We start from the raw sequence: 20071 nt of genomic DNA, 5'->3' as shown, positions 1-20071 counted from the left end.
AAGGGTAGGACGTTGCCATGCAACTTTAAGTGTGAATCTGATGATTCACACTTTTTTTGTCTTAAAATTGCCTTGACTATTTGTGTTCATTTAAGTAGAATTATTAAAAAATGATGAGAAAAGAGGCTGCACATATGTCAGCAAAAACAGTCAGAAAATACTTAGCTCAATTTGGCGCTGAAAATAGAATTATTGAATTGACAGAATCCAGCGCAACTGTTGTCCTTGCCGCAGAAGCATTACATACACAACCAGAAAAAATTGCAAAATCGCTCAGTTTTGACGTTAATGGTGATCCTATTTTAGTGGTTATGGCTGGTGATGCGCGCGTGGCTAATCCTAAATTTAAAGCCCAATTTAATGCTAAAGCACAAATGCTGGCCAGAGAAAAAGTTGAATCACTGGTAGGACAACCTATTGGTGGCGTGTGTCCGTTTGCTTTGAAACCAACTGTTAAAGTTTACTTAGATCAATCGCTTCAACGATTTAAGACTGTTTTTCCTGCTGCTGGCAGTACTAGTAATGCAATTGAATTAAATCTAAATGAATTAGAACAATTTTCGCATGCACAAGCTTGGGTTGATGTGACCAAAATTGCAAGTTAGATAACTGTGCCGGTGAAAATCATAGAATTTACACAACCAATATTGTTAATCCAATGAGGTTGAGCAAAAATGTAATTTTTGCTCAACCTCATTTGTCTTCTGAAAAATATCTGCAGATGGCACAATTACAGTTTCTGCTTAGTGCATGGCGGCATGGCAAGAAACAAATTTAACTTGACTCGTGCTTTTTTCCTGGAATTTATAAACGCATAATTGGTAATTACATAGTAGGATCGATATAATTTACATAGTCGGATTTAAAATTAATCGGGAAGCTCAGGTTGTGGTACATGCAAGCAATTATTTCAACACTTATTGATCGAAAAACAGCTTTGATTCAAGCTTTATGGCAGCATTTGGGAATTTCAATTATTTCACTTCTAATAGCGATGGCGATAGCAATCCCGTTAGCAATTTGGGTTGAAAAGCATGCTAAAACAGCCGCTGTTTTATTACAGATTGCTGGTGTTTTGCAGACCATCCCATCCTTAGCATTGCTCGGGTTGTTAATTCCATTTGTTGGGATTGGAACGGTTCCAGCCATTATAGCGCTCGTAGTTTATGCGTTGCTACCTATTTTTCAGAATACTTACATTGGAATTCAAGAAATTGATCCATCGATTGAAGAAGCAGCCGATGCTTTTGGAATGTCACGGATGCGTAAATTGGTTAAAGTTGAATTACCAATTGCTATGCCAGTAATTATTTCTGGTGTCAGGACGGCCCTGGTCATGATTATTGGGACAGCCACATTGGCCGCTTTGATTGGTGCTGGTGGTTTAGGGACATTTATTTTATTAGGAATTGACCGAAATAATACGGCATTAGTTTTAATTGGTGCAGTTGCTTCAGCATTGTTAGCCATTGTGTTAAGCTATTTAATTCACGTGTTACAGCGAGTCGAGTTCCGTTATTCAATTGCTACTTTGGCAGTAGTTCTTTTAGGGTTCGTGGGCTATGGCACGTTTAAAGCCGTCCAACAACCAACTGATCAAATCGTAATCGCTGGTAAATTAGGTTCAGAACCAGATATTTTGATTAATATGTACAAAGAATTAATCGAACAAGAAGATCCTAATATGAAGGTGACATTGAAATCTGATTTTGGTAAAACTAGTTTTTTGTTCAGTGCATTACGCAACAATCAGATCGATATTTATCCCGAATTTAGCGGCACTGTTCTCGAAAGTTTGGTTAAAACTAACAGTAGTGAAACTGAAAATCTAAATAGTCATCAAACCTATGAATTAGCTAAGAAAAAATTAGCCAGCCAGTACCAGTTAGACTATCTTAAACCGATGAAGTATAACAATACTTATGCGCTGGCGGTCACTAAAAAATTTGCCAAAGAGAATCACATTAGCAAGATTAGTGATTTAACGACAATGCAAAACAAAATTAAAGCAGGGATGACGCTTGAATTTATTGATCGTAGTGATGGGTTAAAAGGACTCAAAAAAATTTACGGCTTAACCTTTACTGCCCAATCAATGGAACCTGATTTGCGCTATCAAGCACTAGCACAAGGCAAGGTTAATTTGGTGGATGCTTATTCGACTGATAGTCAGTTACGGCAATATAACTTAGTTACGTTGAAGGACGATCGAAATTTCTTCCCAACATATCAAGGAGCTCCATTGATGAGTGAAAAGCTGGCTAAGCAACATCCAGAAATCGTTAAGACATTGAATAAATTATCTAATAAAATTAGTGAAACAGACATGCAAGAGATGAATTACAAGGTTAATGTGTTAAAACAGTCACCAAAAAAAGTGGCACAACAATATCTCAAGCAACATAATTTATTGAAGTAGGAGGTGGACTAAATGACGGAAGCATTATTAAAGTTTGATCACGTTGGGAAAACTTTTGCCGACAAAAAAGTGATTGATGATTTTAATCTGGAAGTGAAGCAGGGTGAGTTATTAGTTTTGGTTGGTGTGTCCGGTTCAGGCAAGACGACCACGCTGAAAATGATTAATCAATTAGAGCGGCCGACCGATGGTGACATTTATTATCATGGCAAACAGATTAAGGACTACAATGTCCAAGAATTACGTTGGAATATTGGCTATGTGTTACAGCAGATTGCCCTTTTTCCAACCATGACCGTAGCACAAAATATTCGTGTTATTCCGGAAATGAAAAAAATGCCGAAACGAGAAATTGATACCACCGTCCGACAATTATTGACAAGTGTTGACCTAGACCCAGCTAAGTATGCAAAGCGGATGCCACGAGAGTTGTCTGGTGGTGAACAGCAGCGTGTTGGGATCCTCCGCGCACTGGCATCTAAACCGGATGTGGTCTTAATGGATGAACCGTTTAGCGCATTGGATCCGATTTCGCGGACCTCGCTTCAAGATTTGGTGCTTCGTTTGCACGCTAAATTAAAAAACACGATTGTATTTGTTACCCATGACATGGGCGAAGCGCTAAAAATGGGTGATCAAATTGCGATTATGAGTAATGGTAAACTGATTCAGGTGGATGCTCCAGATCAAATTGCGCAGCACCCAGCCAATGACTTTGTGGCCAGCTTTTTTGCTTCTGCTCGTGCCAAAAATATTTATGATATTTATTTAGGTCGAATTGGAATGGATGGTTATTATCAAAATGAAACTGTAACTCAAAATTTAAGTGTATTGGATGAAGAAGCGACCGTGCGTGCAGGACTCCATGAATTAGTAACCCATGAGGTGCTTCAAATCAATGAACACGGGACAAAACAATTAAAAGGCTACTTAGATCGGACTGCAATCATACAATACTTAAGTGAGCATGAACACGCATAATTAAAACTTTAGTTAATTTGGTCATTTAGTGGTATTGTTTGGTTAAATAACAAATAAGGGAAGGTAAACAAAATGGCAGATTTTGATGTGATTGTGATTGGTGCGGGACCTGGTGGCATAGCGGCGGCATACGGACTGCGAGCTAAGGGGGCCAAGGTGGCAATTGTTGAGGAAAATCTATGGGGTGGCACCTGCCCCAATCGCGGTTGTGATCCTAAAAAAATTCTTTACTCCAGTGTTGAAGCAATTGAAAATGCTCGCTTTTTAGATAATTATGGTTTGACTGGCAATTTAAGTGTTGATTGGCCAGCATTAATGGCACATAAACGAGAGTATACCAGCAAAATTCCGAGTGGCACTAAGCAAGGGTTAGATGGCTCTGAAATTACCACGTTGTACGGTCATGCTGAGTTTGAAAGCAACGGTAAATTGCAGGTTGCTGGTACAGATTATGAAGCCACTGATTATATTATTGCGACCGGGCAGCGACCAGCGATTTTGCCAATTGAAGGGAAAGAATACTTTCAAACTAGTACTGATTTCTTAGACTTAGATGCATTGCCAAAATCCGTTACGTTTGTTGGTGCTGGCTATGTGGCGTTTGAGTTGGCAACAATTGCTAATGCTGCGGGAAGCGATGTACACATCATTCATCACAATGATTGGCCATTGAAGGAGTTTGACCAGTCACTGGTACAGGATTTAGTCGCTCAAATGAAGAATCAAGGGATCAAGTTTGATTTTAATATTGACCTGCAAAGTATTACCAAACAGGACAATCAATATATTTTAAAGGATGACCGTGATTTTGAATTGAAAACCGATGCAGTAGTCAGTACCGCCGGCCGAATTCCAAATATCGATACACTTGGATTAGACAAAGTCGGCGTTGGCACCTTGAAAAGAGGGATTCAGGTCAATCATCGTTTGCGTACAGATAACTCACATATCTACGCCCTCGGAGATGTTGTTTCACGAGTTGGTAACGAGCCCAAACTGACCCCTGTTGCTTCATTCGAGGGTCGCTACCTAGCTAATTTATTGACTAGTGATAGCAGCCGACCAATTGATTATCCTACGATTCCTTCAGTTGTCTATGCTGCTCCAAAGATTGCCCGGATTGGTATTTCACCAACCATCGGTAAGGGAGATTCTGACGATTACGTGGTTAAAGATTTAGATTTAACTAACTGGTTTACTTATTTTCGCTTAGGAGAACATGTTGCTAAAACTCGAATTGTGTTAGATAAGCAAACACATACAATTGTGGGAGCTCAAGTTTTAAGCTCAAAAGCGGATGAATTAATTAACTATTTGACAACGTTAATTAATAAACATGAAACCTTGGAACAATTACAGGCAGAAATTTTTGCATATCCGACAGTAGCTAGTGATTTACCATATCTATTTTAAAATAAAATGAAGCTCGAATTAAAATGCGTAACCCGAATAATAATATTCGGGTTATTTTATTAATCAAATTTTGATTATCAATTGATAGGGCTTAGTAAAATTAACAAAATATTATAGCAATCAAGCTGATAGAAATACCGTAATATCAGTCTAATCAACAAATCAGTTGATTAGACAATTAGTCTATTCATATAATATTCATAATTTAATTACAATTTATACTAGAGTGCAGGATTGCAAAACTAAGCATTAATCTATACGATTATTAATATAAACAATAAGTTTTATGTTAATAGTCACTTGTTGCAAGACGAATGGAGGTTGTATGAATGGGGATGCCCAGGCGAAAGTTTAGGTGGCTGGGAGCAGTATTTGCGATCCTGGCACTAGTCACCGTGGACGTAATCAAGGTCGGTAATGTGGTGGCGACAGAAGTGCAAACTGATGTCGCTAAGGTGGTTAAAGTACAATTAACTGATCAAGCCGGGACTGTGCTAACTGAAAGTACAGCTGATACTGAACAAATTCTAGATCTAGAACTGGATTTGGACTCAAATCAGCTGAATGAGGATGGATTCATTAGTCTTGAGTTAACACCAACGACGGTTGCGTTAGCTCAAGACGAACAAGAGCTAACACCTGAAATTAATGGTGAACAGCAGTCAGACTTGAAGCTCAAGTATGGCTACAACAACGACAAGCAAAGTTATGGCTTGAGTTATGACTATAACCAATACAAAACATTGCAGGATCAAACGATTGAACTTGATTTTAAAGTACCAGTTGTCACGGGTACCAAAAACGTGAACACTGGTGGCGATCAAATCAATTTAAAAATCGGCGGTAATCAAGACCCATATTTGGTTGGTTCGATGGTAATTAAAACGGCTAATGAATCAAGTGCGGAAGCTGCATCAAATTCTGACAGCCAAACTACAGAATCTACCGCTAAGACAAACGAAGCAGACGAAGATGATGGGCAAAGTGATACTGCAACGTCTGACACGGCGGCTGATACTAGTACGAAGGCTGGGTTAACGTACGATCCGACCACTACGTTAAAAGATTCAATTACGGCAAGTCAAACAACAATTCAAATGGATACATTTGCTAGCAAGTTTGAGATCTATTCAAAAAACGCACAGGATAACGATCAGATTACTGTTTCAACTGATAAGACAACAATTGTAACTGATCCCGTCGGGTGGAGATATGAAGATTACACGACTGTTGAAGGCGTTAAGGAAGGTTATTACCGCAGCTACAACCAATCTAGCGATGCAAAAGCATCATCTGTTTTGTATTCAACGGAAGCAGATTTTGCTGGTGAAAAAGTAGTTGTTAATTATGGTCAAGTTGGAACATATGTAAATGCCGCCAACGAAACAAGAAGTATGGGTGCCATGTTGACGGTAACCGGCATTACAAATGGTAATTGGCCAGGTTGGGGTGTAAATCTTCCCTACCTCGATTTTTCCAATAATTTCTATTCTGGTTTGGTTTATGGTCGAATAGGTCAGATGAATATCACTGTTACCTACTATGATGCGGAAACTTTAAATAAGTTGGATGTTCAAACAACAGATAGTGATGTTGGCAGTTCGTTTTTCACGTTTGGTTCCTTGAACGGAACTGAAGGGGCGAAAGCAATTGACAATCGAGAAGGTAAACTATCTGAGAAGACACTGATACAAAAGGAAGAGTATTGGTATCAGGGAACCAGTGATGATTTTGATGATGAGCTCGGTTCCACAACTTTTGAAAATTCAGCAGTTGCATTCAAAATCAAAGGAACAGACCATGAATTTGCGATTAAAAGTGGTTATGGCTTTACGTGGCAATCATTTATGAGTGCCACCGTCAGTCCCAAAGAACCAGAGGCACCAACAAAAACAGTCACTAAAGCCGATAAACCGGGCGATCAAAATGAATTGGATATTTATACTGAGGGGCAAGAGGATGTCAATTTAAGTAAGCCAGACAAAATTGAAAAACATTCCTATTTTATTTACCAACCGACATATTTATTGTCGGAAACGTCAGTTGCAAAACCTACCAATATCATTTTAGAAGACACATTACCTGAGGGAGTGACATTGGTTGAGGATGGCGAAAAAGCCAAGATTACATTGTTCAATACGGATGGTGAGAAAATGAGCTCAAGCTCTGAAGGACTTACCATCACCACTGATGCAAATGGTATCCAAAGTATCAAATATGAATTAAGTGATGACCAAATTACAGCACTTAATTTTAATGGTGAGGCTTATTCATATCGTTTGGATGTTCAGGTTGACCATGTTAGATATGCAGGAAAGCATCACATAATGGAAAATGAGGCGACAGTTACATTTGACTCTGGTGCCAATTACAAATGGACTAATCCAACAAATATCGTTGCTACTCAGATCACAACGGATGATGAAGAGAAAACAGTTGAGGCTAGTTTGATTAAATATGGGCAATCAAAAACTAATTTGGGCAATTTTGACACACCATTAAAAGGGGTTAGTTTCAAAATTACTGGTGAAAACATAGATTCAACCGTATCAACTAATGCTGACGGGATCATTGAGTTTGAAGATTTGACTCCAGGGGCAGAATATACACTTGAAGAGGTTGAAACGATTGATGGCTACGTGTTACTGGAAGGACAAATTAAATTTACCGTAGATCAGGATGGAAAATTAACAATTACAAATGATGGTCCAGCCAAGATTGTGGATAACCAAATTGTAGTTAACAATGAACTCGTGTTAAACAATAAAACTTTCAAAAAAGTTGATGGCGATGACAATTCCAAGGTATTACAGGGAGCGGAATTCAAGATTCGTAAATCTACTAGTGAAAATCTGTATGCCCAATTTGTAGACAACAAATTTACAAAATGGGGCACTAAAGAAGCAGCGACTGTGTTTACATCCGGCGCAGATGGGCAGTTTACAATCGGTCAAATGCCATATGGTACGTACCAATTAGAAGAAGTAAATCCGCCAGCTGGATATGCCAAACCGGGAGGTAACTTTGTATTTACGATCAACAAAGAATCGCATGAAACTGAAAATATCCGAGTGATTGAAAATCACCTTTATAACTTACCAGTGACTGGTGGTTTAGGTATTTGGCTGCTAATCGGAGCGGGCTTGCTAACGATGGGTGCTAGTTGGTACCTTTACCGTCGGACACGGAAACACACACTTTAGACAATTGAAAGGGGAACGACACCAATGCAAATTAAGAAACTATGGAAACGAGTGGGAACGCTGGCTGCAGCTGCTATGCTGATGGCGCCGCTAGGAGGCTCATTAGCTGGGGGGCAGAGTTCAGCGAAGGCAGAAACAACTGATAGTGTGAATATCAAGCTGCATAAGATGGAAACTAGTGATGCTAGTACAGACACAATTACCAACACGGGGGATGAACTGTCCGATTTGGGTGGTAATAGCGTCTATAATCCTGAAAAATACGGTCATGTTAAGTTTACGCTATATGAAGTTAGCGGCTGGTTCAAGGCTAACATGACTAACGCAGAGTTTGTGGCAGAACGAGATCGACGAATTGCAGCAATGAGCACTACTGGTGACTTACAAACTGCGCTCGACCATCAAAATGATTATCTTGAAGATGATAAAGATGCTATTTCGATTGGCACCTATGATTCTGCCAATGCAGAGGACTTTTCAAATGGACAGTTCAATATCGACAATGTTAGCAATAGTGGCTATTACTTGATTGTAGAATCTGAAGTTGCCGAGAACAACGTTAACAAGTTTAGTGTTCCGCTGTTATTCAGACTGCCGTTGGCAGGCAAAACGGCGGGCAGTGATGTTCACTTATATGCCAAAAACCAAATTCAAACAGCTGACCCAAGTGTGATTAAGGAAGGTCAGGATATTAATGAACCGGGTAAAGATATTAATTTACCGAATGTTGATTTTACGTTAAAAGATTCGGCGGGTAATGAAATAGACTCTGGCACAACCAATTCAGAGGGTAAAATTAATTTTTCAGCTCTTAAACCTGGTGACACTTATACCCTGACGGAAACAGCTAATAAAAACGCCGGTTATGAAAATTCAATGGTCACAGTTGAGTTTAAAGTTGACGCTGATGGAAACGTGGAAATTATCTCCACAAGTCCAGAGGGTGATGCAGCTGCTTCAGGATCGGTCATTACAATTAAAAACTACCTTCTGTTAGGTAGTAAAACATTCCAAAAGACTGATGAAAGTGGTCGTAATTTAGCTGGCGCCGAGTTCCAGATTGAAAAGTCAGGCGATTCTTCGATGGTTGCTCACCTTGATGCTTCTAACAAGTTTTTTAAATGGGTGGCTAAAGATAGTAATGAAGCAACCACAATTACTGGTACGGATGGTGAATTTACAGTGTCTGGTTTGCCATATGGTGAATATGATTTAATCGAAACCAAAGCTCCTGATGGTTACTCAAAACTTGCAGAACCGAGAGCTTTCACAATAAATGCGTCATCTGCTGGTTTAACTGAAGATAAAATTCCTAACAAAAAATATGATCTTCCAATTACTGGTGGCATGGGACTATTACTCTTCATCCTTGCCGGACTAGCATTAATGGGAACATCAACATACTTGTACCGTCGCAACAAAAAACAAGCTAGCAAATAATTATTAAATAGGAATCGTGGGCAAATTAATTTGCCACGGTTTCATACATAGTTCTAAAATCCAGGAGGTGGCCAGAGTGGGAAAAATACAAAAGACAGTGATTGTGCTACTGTTTGCGTTCGGTGTTGGAGTGCTGGTCTACCCGCTAGCCCACAACATCTATGCCTGGAATGAACGGACAGCGACCGTGGCTAAATATCGTAATGAAATTGGTACAATGGCCAATGATAAAAGGCAAGAGTTAGTTGACTTGATGCATAAATACAACCCATGGGCTTCTAAAAAAGAACGCACGAAGCAGACAAAAAAATATCCAAGTACTATCGATGCAATGCCGGTGTTAGGGACGCTAACGATTCCTAAAATTAAGGTGGATCTCCCGATTTATGAAGGAACTGGCGATCGGCAACTTAATAAAGGAGTTGGACTACTGAAAGGGTCTGGTATGATTACGGGTGGCAAGGGCAATCATTCGGTGTTGACCGCGCATCGTGGTTTACCGGGCGCACGGCTCTTCACCGATTTACCAAAGCTTAAAATTGGTGATAAATTTTACCTCCAAACACCTGCCAAGCTCATGACCTATAAAGTTGATCAAATTAAAACGATTAAGCCGAATCAAATTAGCAACTTAAAGCCAGTTGCGAATCAAGATTATATGACATTAATGACTTGTACGCCGTACATGCTGAATACTCATCGCTTATTAGTGCGTGGCCACCGCATTCCAAATGACCGTCAGACAGCGCCAAAAGTTAAATCACCAATTTGGGGCTACGTTCTTGGAATCATTGCAGTAGCGCTGGCAACGTTATTTGCCGGTTACCGCTTCTGGAGAAACTCACGAGGAGGTACCAACCGATGAAAAAATACTGGGTGAAACAAGCAATATTAATCACTACGTTTATCGTTGGGTTCATTATGTTAATGATTGTCGTCTTCAATGGTCCAATGATGCAACATGCAACCAAGCAACGGATTCGAGACGATGTTACACCAACTAAGGTGGCAGCGGACAGCAAAAAAATCAATCAAGCAAACTTCAATTATGACAGTGTCACAGCACTATCGCCATTGGTTGCCCCTGCTGAAGCTGCCAGAAGTGTGGTAACGAATGGTGATCACAATGCCAGCGATTTTTTAGCGGTTGGCACAATTAAAATCCCAGCCGTCAAATTAAATTTGCCAATCGGATTAGGGGTTGGCAAAGTGGTGCTATCGGTCGGTGCTGGAACAATGAAAATCGAGCAGCAAATGGGTCAGGGTAATTATGCGTTGGCAGGCCACCACATGATTAATCCCAATGTATTATTTAGCCCATTAATGCGTGTTAAAAAAGGTAATATCATTTATTTATCGGACACAACTCGGACATATCGCTATCGTGTTACTAGTATTAAGCACGTTGAGAAGGAACAATCTAGCGTAGTTGACGATGTTGAAGGTAAAAAATTAGTGACTTTAGTAACCTGCGATCGTTCTTATGGAACTGACTCACGGTTAATAGTGCAGGGTGAGTTAATTGAATAGATGGAGCAACAGGCCTCATTAATCGGAACTTAATCATTCCAATTGATGGGCTTTTTTGTTGCCAATTGGGCACTGCACTAACCATTATTTAAGTAAATTCACAATTTCGTCATGATTTTTAGCCATAACTTCATACCTAAGAAGGCATTATTTCTTATTTAGTACCTAGTTATTTCAAACCCGTCCTGTAAAGTAATGAGTAATTTAAATGAGAAAGGGTGGATGACAGATGAAAAAACATCAAGGTTTAAAACGGACACTTTGGATTGTTAGCAGCGTCGTGACTGTCGCCGTGGTCGCCACAATTTATCAAACACAACATTATTAAAAAAAGGAAGTGAACATAATGGCGACTCGTCATAAACGACCATATTTATACGAAGTGGATTTAATGCGCATCATTTTTATCTTTGGCGTGTTGTTGAATCACACAACAACCGCATTTGAAAGGTCGATGGCTGACGGTTCTAACAGCCAACTATTTTTACAGGCCACGCATTTAATCTTACATTTCACCAGAATGGGTTTCATGTTTATGACCGGTCTTGTGTTGGTATTAAACTACTACAATCGTAAAAACAACTGGCTAACTTTTTGGCGCAAACGATACGTGAGTGTGGGCATTCCGTATTTAGCTTGGAACGGAATTTTTATTTTAGGCACAATGTTGGTGAGCGGTGTCGCGTTTTCAGGTAGTAGTTTTTGGCACAACTTTGGTCACGCAGTGCTGTACGGTGATAGTTTTTACATGTACTACATTCTAGTGACATTCCAACTGTATTTACTATTCCCGTTGTTAGTGAAACTGTTTAAACGCGTGAAAAATCATAATCGGATTTTAGTTGTGAGCGCAATTTTGCAGCTAATTTTATTATTTTTCCTTAAATATGCACTACCACATATTGATACAAGCAGTTGGTGGTACCTATTTAGAGCTTATGGTGTCAATGTCTTAACTTATCAAGTTTACTTCGTGTTTGGTGCATATGTTGCCATTCATTATAAAGAAGTTGATGAATTCATCAAAAAGCATGCCAAACAAATTGGCACTTTGACTGCTGTATTGGCGCTCGGCACAGTTGGACTATATTTCTTTGATATGAATACATTGCATTTAACGCTGGCTAAAACGCTAGAGGTTCACCAACCTTACATTATGATCTATGACATTGTGATGATCGTGTTCGTTTTTTGGATCGGACGAAAATACGCATATTGGCGTGAGCACGGTTTGAAACCAGCGGTAGATCGGTTTATTCGGGCAGGCGCCAAGGTCTCATTTGGTATTTACTTAGTACAAACAATCCCAATTGCATTGATGACGTGGCTACTGAGCTTTATCAGCCTACCATCCTGGGGTTACTTAATTTTATTACCAGTTGGTTATGCTGCAGTGGCAGCAACCGCATTCCTGATTTCATGGGGATGCTACAAAATTTATCCATTCGCCATCTTAATTGGTCGTAAACCAACTAAAAAAAGAAAGGAAGTCCTGAACTATGACAGAACTTACAAACAAACTAACGAAACAATTAATTAATGATCAAGACCGCAATTTAATCAAAGATGAAACCTTAGGCCAGTGGTTCACTGGTCGGCAATTAAAAAAGGACGTTGCCAGTTTACGGCAGTACTTTTTGAATGCTCGGGTTGAAAAGGGAGATTTAGTCCTCGTTTGTCTTGACAATTCGGCCGTGTATCCGGTATTAATGCAAGCACTGTGGGAAATTGGTGCGGTAGCGCATCCTGTGGCTGCAACCACCCCGGTGGCCCAGCTACAGGCGGAATTTACAGAGCATGATTATGCCTTGTTAATCGCAAAATCGCAATTGGCCGATCAGATTGTCAATGACGCAGTACTACAACGAAATGACGTCATCTTAGAAACGACAATGCAGCTGCCAATCTTCGTTAATACATTAATAACAGACCCACGTTCATTTCATTCAGCCGACGAACCGGATGAAGATGATCTGGCTTTGATTTTGAACACATCCGGAACCACTGGTAAGCCTAAGCGAGTAGGATTAACCCACCGGTTGTTAATCAATGCGGCCAAGCATAATATCGAAAGTCACCAGATGAATCATGACGATACGGCAATGATTGTGATGCCGATGTTCCACATCAATGCCCAAGTGATGTCATGTTTATCAACTCGATTATCAGGTGGTCGACTATTAATTACTGGCAAATTTAGTGCAAGTCATTTTTGGCAACAAGTTAGTGATAATGATGTTACCTGGGTGTCAGTTGTACCAACGATTGTATCCATTTTACTAATTAACGATAAGGCTAATAATGCCTATGCTCAATTGAGCGATAAGATTCACTTACGCTTCGTTCGTTGTTCATCATTTTCACTACCTGAAAGTAAATTTATTGCTTTCCAGGATCGCTATAATACACAAATTTTGGAAGGCTACGGCATGACGGAAACAACCAGTCAATGCACCTTGAATCCATTTGGTGCTCAGAAAATTGGATCGGCGGGCAAACCGGTAGGAACTGAGCTAGCTATTTTAGTGGATGGTCAGTTGCAAACTAGTGACACAGAAATTGGTGAAATTGTTGTTCGTGGTGATCACGTGATTGCCGATTATATGGATTCACAACCCGAATCATTTTCGAATGGCTGGTTCTTAACGGGCGACCTAGGTTACCTTGATGCAGATGGTTATTTATTTGTGAAGGGTCGTAGTAAGGACATGATTAACCGTGGTGGTGAAAAGGTTGCTCCAGCGGAAGTCCAAAGCGTACTCTCCCAACTCGATTTTATTGCCGAAGTGGCCGTGATTGGAATGCCAGACGATTTATATGGTGAAGCAGTGACCGCTGTGGTTAAACCGAAAGATTCGTTGACAGACCATGAAAAATTAACGCAGGAACTGCAAGCATTTGCTCAGAAAAATCTGGCCAAATTTGAACAACCAACTCGTGTTGAATTTGTCGATGATTTTCCACGCAACCCGACTGGCAAAGTTTTGCGGTCTAAACTGAAGGAAGAATTACTCCAAGTTCCCGTAGGCAAGTGATAGTATGGATGGAACAACTAGATCGCACTCATATTTATTAGAATTAGACGTGATGCGAGTTATTCTCATTATCGGGGTTTTATATACACATACTGAAACCACAATGGGCAATGCTACTGATGCAGGGTCCATAAGCAGATTGATTTTCAATTACACTCATCTAATGTTGCACTTCACCAGAATGGGATTTGTATTTATAACTGGATTTGTCTTAATGTGGCGTTATTATCGACACCGTTTTAATTGGCTTTCTTTTTGGCGACGACGATACTGGCGCATTGGAATTCCATATTTATGGTGGATTACGGTGTATTTAGTGGGCATAATGGTGATTCGACACCAGTCGCTCGGCACTTACGAGCAGCGATGGCTCAATCATATACTAAATGGTAATCAGTTTTACATGTACTATTTGTATATGATTGCGCAGCTGTATCTAATTTTTCCACTGTTGAGCTGGCTATTTGAAAAGTTTGAACACTACCAACAACGTATTTTAATTGGTAGTGGAGTACTGCAATTAGTACTAGTGGCTGTGATCAAATATATGCAGCCGACTCACGGCACCAATGCAGTTTTACGATTTATTTTTTGGCATTACGGTACTAATCCATTAATGTATCAGTTGTATTTTGTGCTCGGTGCATATATTGCCGTTCATTATCGGCAGGCAACTAAATTGATCGACCAATACGGTCGGCGAGTGTCAATGCTGGCAATTAGTGCAGTGGTCATGTCAGTTGGTTTGTATTGGTTTAATTTGCAGTGGTTACATCTGAGTCATCATCAATCTGAATCAATTCATCAGCCGTTTATGGTGGTGATGGATGTACTGGTTATTTTGATGATTTGGTGGTTAAGTCGCGGAGTTGTCAATGTATTTGGTGCTAGATTTAGTCAGCAGATGCATTACGCAGGACAAATGGCGTTTGGTATTTATCTCATGCAAACTATTTTGCTTACTGCATTAGCTGGGATTTTACGTTTAACTGCGTGGCCCAACTGGGTATATCTGGTGCTAACACCAATTGCGTTTGGATTAGTGTTTAGTGGTACGTATTTATTAGCTAAATTGATGGATCACACTAGGCTATTGCGGCCACTCATTGGTTTGGAATTAAACGATGCTAACAGACAACTTAATTCTTACTAAGGTAGATTATGGAATTTTCAATTTTAATAATTGGAAATTCTTTTTTTGATCCTGCTCATCTTTGCCGGCAGAAATTGTGCCGTTACTAGTTTCATAGTTTGTTCATTAATTACGTAAATTAATTCACTATTTCCGGTCGTTATTTCGTATTTAGGACGTAGATATTTCAAATCCACGTTGCAAAGTAGGCACTAATTTAAAGCTGAAAGGCGATGGTTATAGTGCAAGAAGCAAGAGAAATTGCAATAACAAAAAATAACAAGCATGGTTGGCATTTTAACTTTCATACATTACTGCCGTGGATATTACCAATTAGTTTGGTGGGATTATGGCAATTAAGTGCCAGTGTCGGCTTAATGGCTAGCTCTGTTTCACCGTTGGCGGTGATTCAAGATGGAATCACGTTGAGTCAGTCTGGTGAGCTGCAGGCTAACATTAGTATCAGTTTATACCGTGCCAGCGTTGGCTTGGTAATCGGTGGTAGTATGGGATTCATTTTTGGCTTTTTGAATGGATTGTTCAGTGTCTTCCGTGATATTTTTGATACCTCAATTCAGATGTTGAGAAACATTCCTCATTTATCGTTAATTCCGTTGGTCATTATTACATTTGGAATAGGTGAAACCGCCAAAATTTCGTTGGTGGCGATCGGGGTTATGTCTCCAATTTACATTAACACGTTTCACGGAATTCGTTCGGTGGACCGTAAATTGATTGAAATGGGTCAATCATATGGTTTGACGAGGTGGCAACTGTTAACCAAAATTATTATTCCCCGGCGCTTTGCCAACGATTTTGATGGGCTTGCGTTACGCATTGGGTGTTATGTGGACCACATTGATTGTTTCTGAAACCATTTCCTCCAGTTCAGGGATTGGATATATGGCCACGAACGCCCAAGATTATATGGATATTACAACGGTTGTTCTATGTATTGCAATTTATGCAATTTTAGGAAAAGTGTCAGATTTAATTGCCAAGTTGTTAGAGAGTATGTTGCTCCAGTGGCGTGATGCGAAAGGAAGTATGATTAATGGCTAATCCATTTTTAACATTAAGAAACATTGATAAACAATATAATAATGAGCAGGTGTTACGGGATATTGATTTTGAAATTGCTGAAGATGAGTTTGTTGCAATTGTTGGGATGAGTGGTGGTGGTAAAAGCACGTTGTTGCGTATTATTGCCGGACTAGAGGAACCAAGTAGTGGCACTATTAAATTTCATGAACACGAGCCAGTGGTCCGGTTCATGTTTCAAGATGATCGTATTTTGCCCTGGATGAGTGTATTAGAAAATTTGTCATTTAAGAGTCGTGATCCGAAAAGCAAAACACGAGCCGTTGAAATGTTAAATTTAGTTGGTCTGAGTGAGTTTGCAGATTATTACCCGAGTGCCTTATCCGGTGGGCAGCGGCAACGGGTAGCGTTAGCACGGGCGCTAATGGCGCGCCCACAATTATTATTGCTCGATGAACCGTTGGGAGCACTAGACGCGTTGACGCGGCGCAAGATGCAACAATTAATCATGCAAATCTGTCATGAGCAGCATTTGATGGCGGTCTTAGTCACTCACGATGTGGACGAAGCGGCACGGATGGCAGACAGGGTGATTGTGATTAGAAATGGTACCAATCGCTTTGAAGAAGTTGGTGCCAAAGGACGTGATGCTGCCGCAGTCAGTGAAGTGTCAGATAAACTGTTTGACGAAATCGTGAACACTGCCTATTAGTTGTTAGGTAAAAGAAGGGAGCAAGCAACATGACTAAATTAACACAACAGCTAACGAACAAATTAGAAAATGGACAAAATACTGAATTGATTAAGGATGAAGTAATTGCAAGCTGGTTTACTGGTCGGCAGTTAATTGAAGATGTTGCCAACTTACGACAACATTTTATCAATTTAAAAGTTAAACGCGGCGATATTGCCCTGATCTCTTTGGCTAACTCGGCGCTGTATCCAATATTAATGCAGTCACTATGGGAACTAGGAGTGATTGCTCATCCGGTCGCGGCAACCACGCCGTTATCACAATTACAAGCTGAGTTTAATGAATATGATTATACGCTGCTGATTGTTGGCAATGAGCTTGCCACAGGGATCGTGAATGATGCAGTGCTCGAAGAAACCTCAGTTAAATTAAACACAACCAATAAATTATCGATTTTTGTTAATTCAGCTATTACTGGTAAGCGTATTTTTACAGAGCCAACCGGGCCACTAGAAGAAGATGTTGCGCTCATTTTAAATACTTCTGGTACAACAGGCAAACCTAAACGGGTTGGCTTGTCACACAAACAATTATATCAAGCCGCAGTACATAATATTGCTAGTCATGCGTTAACAACAGCAGATACAACCATGATTGTGTTACCGTTATCGCACATTAACGCCCAAGTTATCGCATGTTTATCAACAAGATTATCTGGGGGCAAAATGGTAATTGCAAAAAAATTTAGTGCGAGCCACTTTTGGCAACAGGTTAGTACGAATGGGGTAACTTGGGTTTCGATGGTACCTACGATTATTTCAATATTACTGCTGAATGAAAAATCGCGTGCTAGTTATTCGCAATTACAAGCACAAATTAGGTTGCGATTTATTCGTAGCGCTTCATTTTCTCTCCCCGAAGTCAAATTGATGGATTTTGAACGGCAGTTTCATACTCGGGTAATAGAAGGGTATGGCATGACTGAGGCGGCTGGTCAAATTACATTAAATCCACTTGATGCGCCTAAGATCGGTTCGACTGGTAAAGCAGTTGCTACGGATATTGCTATTTTAGTCGATGGTCAGCTCGAAACTGGTAATACTCGTGTCGGCGAAATTGTTTTAAGGGGTGACCATGTGATTTCTGACTATGTTGATCCACATCCAGAATCTTTTACTGATGGTTGGTTAATGACTGGCGATATTGGCTATCTGGATGAGGATGGTTATTTGTTTGTTAAGGGTCGTATCAGAGATATGATTAATCATGGTGGTGAAAAAGTGGCACCGGCAGAGGTTGAAAGTGTCTTGTCAGAACTTGATTTAGTTGCCGATGTAGCCGTGATTGGTTTGCCTGATGATTTGTACGGTGAGGCTGTGACGGCTGTGATCAAAACTAAACAGACTGCTGCAAGTGAATTTGCGCAGACAAAAGAAGTGATGCGCTTTGTCAAAAAAAATTTAGCAGTATTTGAACAACCAACGCGCGTGTACTTCGTTGATAAATTTCCACGTAATGCTTCTGGTAAGGTGGTGCGAGCTGAACTAAAAAAACAATTAACCCGATCAATGGTTGGTGAAAAAGTATGAAAAAGCAAAGTAATTGGAAGAAGATTGGGTTAGTTATCTTTATCGTCTTTTGGATTGGCATCGTCTTTTTTGGCTTTAAACAAGTTGGTGGTGGTTCCTCTGATTTAACGACTGTGACAATTGGATACCAGAAAGCTGATCCGATCGATATTGCCAAAACGCGGGGTGAATTTGCTAAGAAGATGAAAGCAAAGGGTTATAAGGTGGTTTTTAAGGAATTTAAAGATGGTAGTTCGTTACTACAAGCCTTGAAATCAGGCAGTATTGACTATGCTCGAACAGGCGACACACCGCCAGTAACGGCTCAGGCTAATGGTACGAAGTTAACATATGTGGCTGCAGAAACCTCGAAGGCAAACGGATCTGGTATTGTGGTCGGTAAGAACTCTGGTATTAGTACTTTGTCAGATCTTAAAGGTAAAAAAATTGCGTATACTAAAAACACGAGTTCTGAGTATCTACTCCGGAAAGTGTTGAAAAAGGCTGGTTTATCGACTAGTGATGTAACGATGGTAAACATGGATCAATCTAGTGCCAGTGTCGCCTTTTCAAAGGGCAAAATTGATGCATGGGTAACGTGGGATCCATATACTGCACAGGCACAAATTAAACAAAATGCGAAATTACTGATTAGTGGTAAGGGATTGAGCAATAACCGTGATTTCATTCTCTCGTCCAAATCATATGCTAAAAATAATGCTGAAGTCTCTAAGTACCTAGTTAAATACTTAAAGAATGATATGCAGTGGGCTCAGACACATCATGCTAAGCTAATCACGATGTTGAGTAAATCATTGAAACTATCTAAGAGTGTGGTCAAAAAGATGGTTGAACGAAGGTCATATTCAATTAGTAAAATGAATTCTTCCATTACGAAAGAACAGCAAAAAATTGCAGATTTGTTCTATGAAGAAGGCGTTATTACTAAGAAAATTAAAGTCAGTGATGATGTGGATAATTAAAATTAGATTAAAAAAGATATTGACAAGCTGGTTAAATGGCTGTAGTATGGTTTCAACATTAAAAATAGATTAGAAACGTTGAAGAGAAGAGTAAGATTTAGTTAAGACTTAAGAGACCCCTAGCTTGGTGTGAACGGGGAGCTTAACTGGTTTGAAAGTAGTCTCCGAGAATTGAATACGAACCGAGTGTTCAATGGGTGCACCCATTATAGTGCCAGGGTATCGTCAGCAATGGCCGTACTTGGTAAGGTATGTTTTGTGAGAGACATACAAAATGAGGTGGTAACACGTGAAAACGTCCTTATTAGGCTAAATGCCTAGTAAGGGCGTTTTTTTGTATCTTTCTACGTGTTCGCGGAGGCAAATGTCTAGGGCTAAGCCAGAAATGATAATCAAACAATCCAAGTTCGATTGTTCAATTATCATTTCTAACTTAGCCTACGACATCTGAACGCCTCCACTCACACTCTGGTTTTCTGAAACGTGTTCGCGGAGGCAAATGTCTAGGGCTAAGCCAGAAATGATAATCAAACAATCCAAGTTCAATTGTTCAATTACCATTTCTAACTTAGCCTACGACATCTGAACGCCTCTGATCACACTCTGGTTTTCTGAAACGTGTTCGCGGAGGC

14 protein-coding genes, 1 pseudogene and 1 other annotated feature are annotated in these 20071 nt (G+C 40.0%); all 15 genes and pseudogenes read left to right on the top strand.

Annotated features, from left to right (window positions below; all coding sequences use genetic code 11):
* The first annotated feature begins 134 nt into the window (after positions 1–134).
* The 15 genes and pseudogenes from WDC_RS07330 (at position 135) to WDC_RS07260 (ending at position 19439) form a co-directional block, all read left to right on the top strand.
* Positions 135–605, top strand: a complete 471-nt coding sequence (locus WDC_RS07330; protein ID WP_044011214.1) for a YbaK/EbsC family protein — start codon at positions 135–137, stop codon at positions 603–605.
* Between the two features lie 290 nt (positions 606–895).
* Positions 896–2419, top strand: a complete 1524-nt coding sequence (locus WDC_RS07325; protein WP_044011217.1) for an ABC transporter permease/substrate-binding protein — start codon at positions 896–898, stop codon at positions 2417–2419.
* 12 nt (positions 2420–2431) lie between these two features.
* On the top strand, positions 2432–3400 hold the full coding sequence (locus WDC_RS07320) for an ABC transporter ATP-binding protein (RefSeq protein WP_044011213.1): 969 nt from the start codon (positions 2432–2434) through the stop codon (positions 3398–3400).
* Positions 3401–3472: 72 nt separating this feature from the next.
* Complete coding sequence (locus WDC_RS07315) at positions 3473–4813, top strand: dihydrolipoyl dehydrogenase family protein (protein ID WP_044011212.1); 1341 nt, start codon at positions 3473–3475, stop codon at positions 4811–4813.
* A 329-nt stretch (positions 4814–5142) separates the two neighbouring features.
* Positions 5143–8016: an MSCRAMM family protein gene (locus WDC_RS07310; protein WP_044011211.1), complete on the top strand. Its 2874-nt coding sequence runs from the start codon at positions 5143–5145 to the stop codon at positions 8014–8016.
* 24 nt (positions 8017–8040) lie between these two features.
* Complete coding sequence (locus tag WDC_RS09425) at positions 8041–9456, top strand: SpaA isopeptide-forming pilin-related protein (RefSeq protein WP_052497824.1); 1416 nt, start codon at positions 8041–8043, stop codon at positions 9454–9456.
* A gap of 76 nt (positions 9457–9532) precedes the next feature.
* Positions 9533–10321, top strand: a complete 789-nt coding sequence (locus WDC_RS09420) for a class C sortase (protein ID WP_052497823.1) — start codon at positions 9533–9535, stop codon at positions 10319–10321.
* A complete protein-coding gene (locus tag WDC_RS07295; RefSeq protein ID WP_044011210.1) occupies positions 10318–10986 on the top strand; it encodes a class A sortase in 669 nt (222 codons plus the stop codon). The genes WDC_RS09420 and WDC_RS07295 overlap by 4 nt, the downstream gene beginning before the upstream one ends.
* 346 nt (positions 10987–11332) lie before the next feature.
* Positions 11333–12526 carry an acyltransferase gene (locus tag WDC_RS07290; protein WP_044011209.1) on the top strand — a complete coding sequence of 398 codons (1194 nt, stop codon included), beginning with the start codon at positions 11333–11335 and terminating at the stop codon, positions 12524–12526.
* Positions 12486–14021, top strand: coding sequence for an AMP-binding protein (locus WDC_RS07285; protein WP_044011208.1), 1536 nt, complete (start codon positions 12486–12488; stop codon positions 14019–14021). The genes WDC_RS07290 and WDC_RS07285 overlap by 41 nt, the downstream gene beginning before the upstream one ends.
* Before the next feature lie 4 nt (positions 14022–14025).
* A complete protein-coding gene (locus WDC_RS07280) occupies positions 14026–15174 on the top strand; it encodes an acyltransferase (RefSeq protein WP_044011207.1) in 1149 nt (382 codons plus the stop codon).
* Between the two features lie 221 nt (positions 15175–15395).
* Positions 15396–16215 (top strand): annotated as a pseudogene (locus WDC_RS07275) (ABC transporter permease subunit).
* Complete coding sequence (locus tag WDC_RS07270; protein ID WP_044011206.1) at positions 16208–16906, top strand: ABC transporter ATP-binding protein; 699 nt, start codon at positions 16208–16210, stop codon at positions 16904–16906. Before WDC_RS07275 ends, WDC_RS07270 begins: the two are co-directional and overlap by 8 nt.
* 29 nt (positions 16907–16935) lie before the next feature.
* Positions 16936–18477, top strand: a complete 1542-nt coding sequence (locus tag WDC_RS07265; protein WP_044011205.1) for an AMP-binding protein — start codon at positions 16936–16938, stop codon at positions 18475–18477.
* Positions 18474–19439 (top strand): aliphatic sulfonate ABC transporter substrate-binding protein, encoded by a 966-nt coding sequence (locus WDC_RS07260; protein WP_044011204.1) that lies wholly within the window; start codon positions 18474–18476, stop codon positions 19437–19439. The genes WDC_RS07265 and WDC_RS07260 overlap by 4 nt, the downstream gene beginning before the upstream one ends.
* A 69-nt stretch (positions 19440–19508) precedes the next feature.
* Positions 19509–19745 (top strand) — a binding site (T-box leader).
* Positions 19746–20071 lie beyond the last annotated feature (326 nt).

The organism is Paucilactobacillus wasatchensis (assembly GCF_000876205.1).
Taxonomy (GTDB): Bacteria; Bacillota; Bacilli; order Lactobacillales; family Lactobacillaceae; genus Paucilactobacillus; species Paucilactobacillus wasatchensis.
The sequence above is the reverse complement of the archived record's forward strand: the minus strand, read 5'-3'. Positions and strand labels throughout refer to the sequence as shown.

Bases quoted from the DNA above. Each gene is read 5' to 3' on its own strand.
- WDC_RS09425 (WP_052497824.1), top strand. From the start codon at position 8,041: ATGCAAATTAAGAAACTATGGAAACGAGTGGGAACGCTGGCTGCAGCT.
- WDC_RS07285 (WP_044011208.1), top strand. From the start codon at position 12,486: ATGACAGAACTTACAAACAAACTAACGAAACAATTAATTAATGATCAA.
- WDC_RS07265 (WP_044011205.1), top strand. From the start codon at position 16,936: ATGACTAAATTAACACAACAGCTAACGAACAAATTAGAAAATGGACAA.
- WDC_RS07270 (WP_044011206.1), top strand. From the start codon at position 16,208: ATGGCTAATCCATTTTTAACATTAAGAAACATTGATAAACAATATAAT.
- WDC_RS07295 (WP_044011210.1), top strand. From the start codon at position 10,318: ATGAAAAAATACTGGGTGAAACAAGCAATATTAATCACTACGTTTATC.
- WDC_RS07325 (WP_044011217.1), top strand. From the start codon at position 896: ATGCAAGCAATTATTTCAACACTTATTGATCGAAAAACAGCTTTGATT.
- WDC_RS07330 (WP_044011214.1), top strand. From the start codon at position 135: ATGTCAGCAAAAACAGTCAGAAAATACTTAGCTCAATTTGGCGCTGAA.
- WDC_RS07260 (WP_044011204.1), top strand. From the start codon at position 18,474: ATGAAAAAGCAAAGTAATTGGAAGAAGATTGGGTTAGTTATCTTTATC.
- WDC_RS07290 (WP_044011209.1), top strand. From the start codon at position 11,333: ATGGCGACTCGTCATAAACGACCATATTTATACGAAGTGGATTTAATG.
- WDC_RS07310 (WP_044011211.1), top strand. From the start codon at position 5,143: ATGGGGATGCCCAGGCGAAAGTTTAGGTGGCTGGGAGCAGTATTTGCG.
- WDC_RS07315 (WP_044011212.1), top strand. From the start codon at position 3,473: ATGGCAGATTTTGATGTGATTGTGATTGGTGCGGGACCTGGTGGCATA.
- WDC_RS07320 (WP_044011213.1), top strand. From the start codon at position 2,432: ATGACGGAAGCATTATTAAAGTTTGATCACGTTGGGAAAACTTTTGCC.
- WDC_RS07280 (WP_044011207.1), top strand. From the start codon at position 14,026: ATGGATGGAACAACTAGATCGCACTCATATTTATTAGAATTAGACGTG.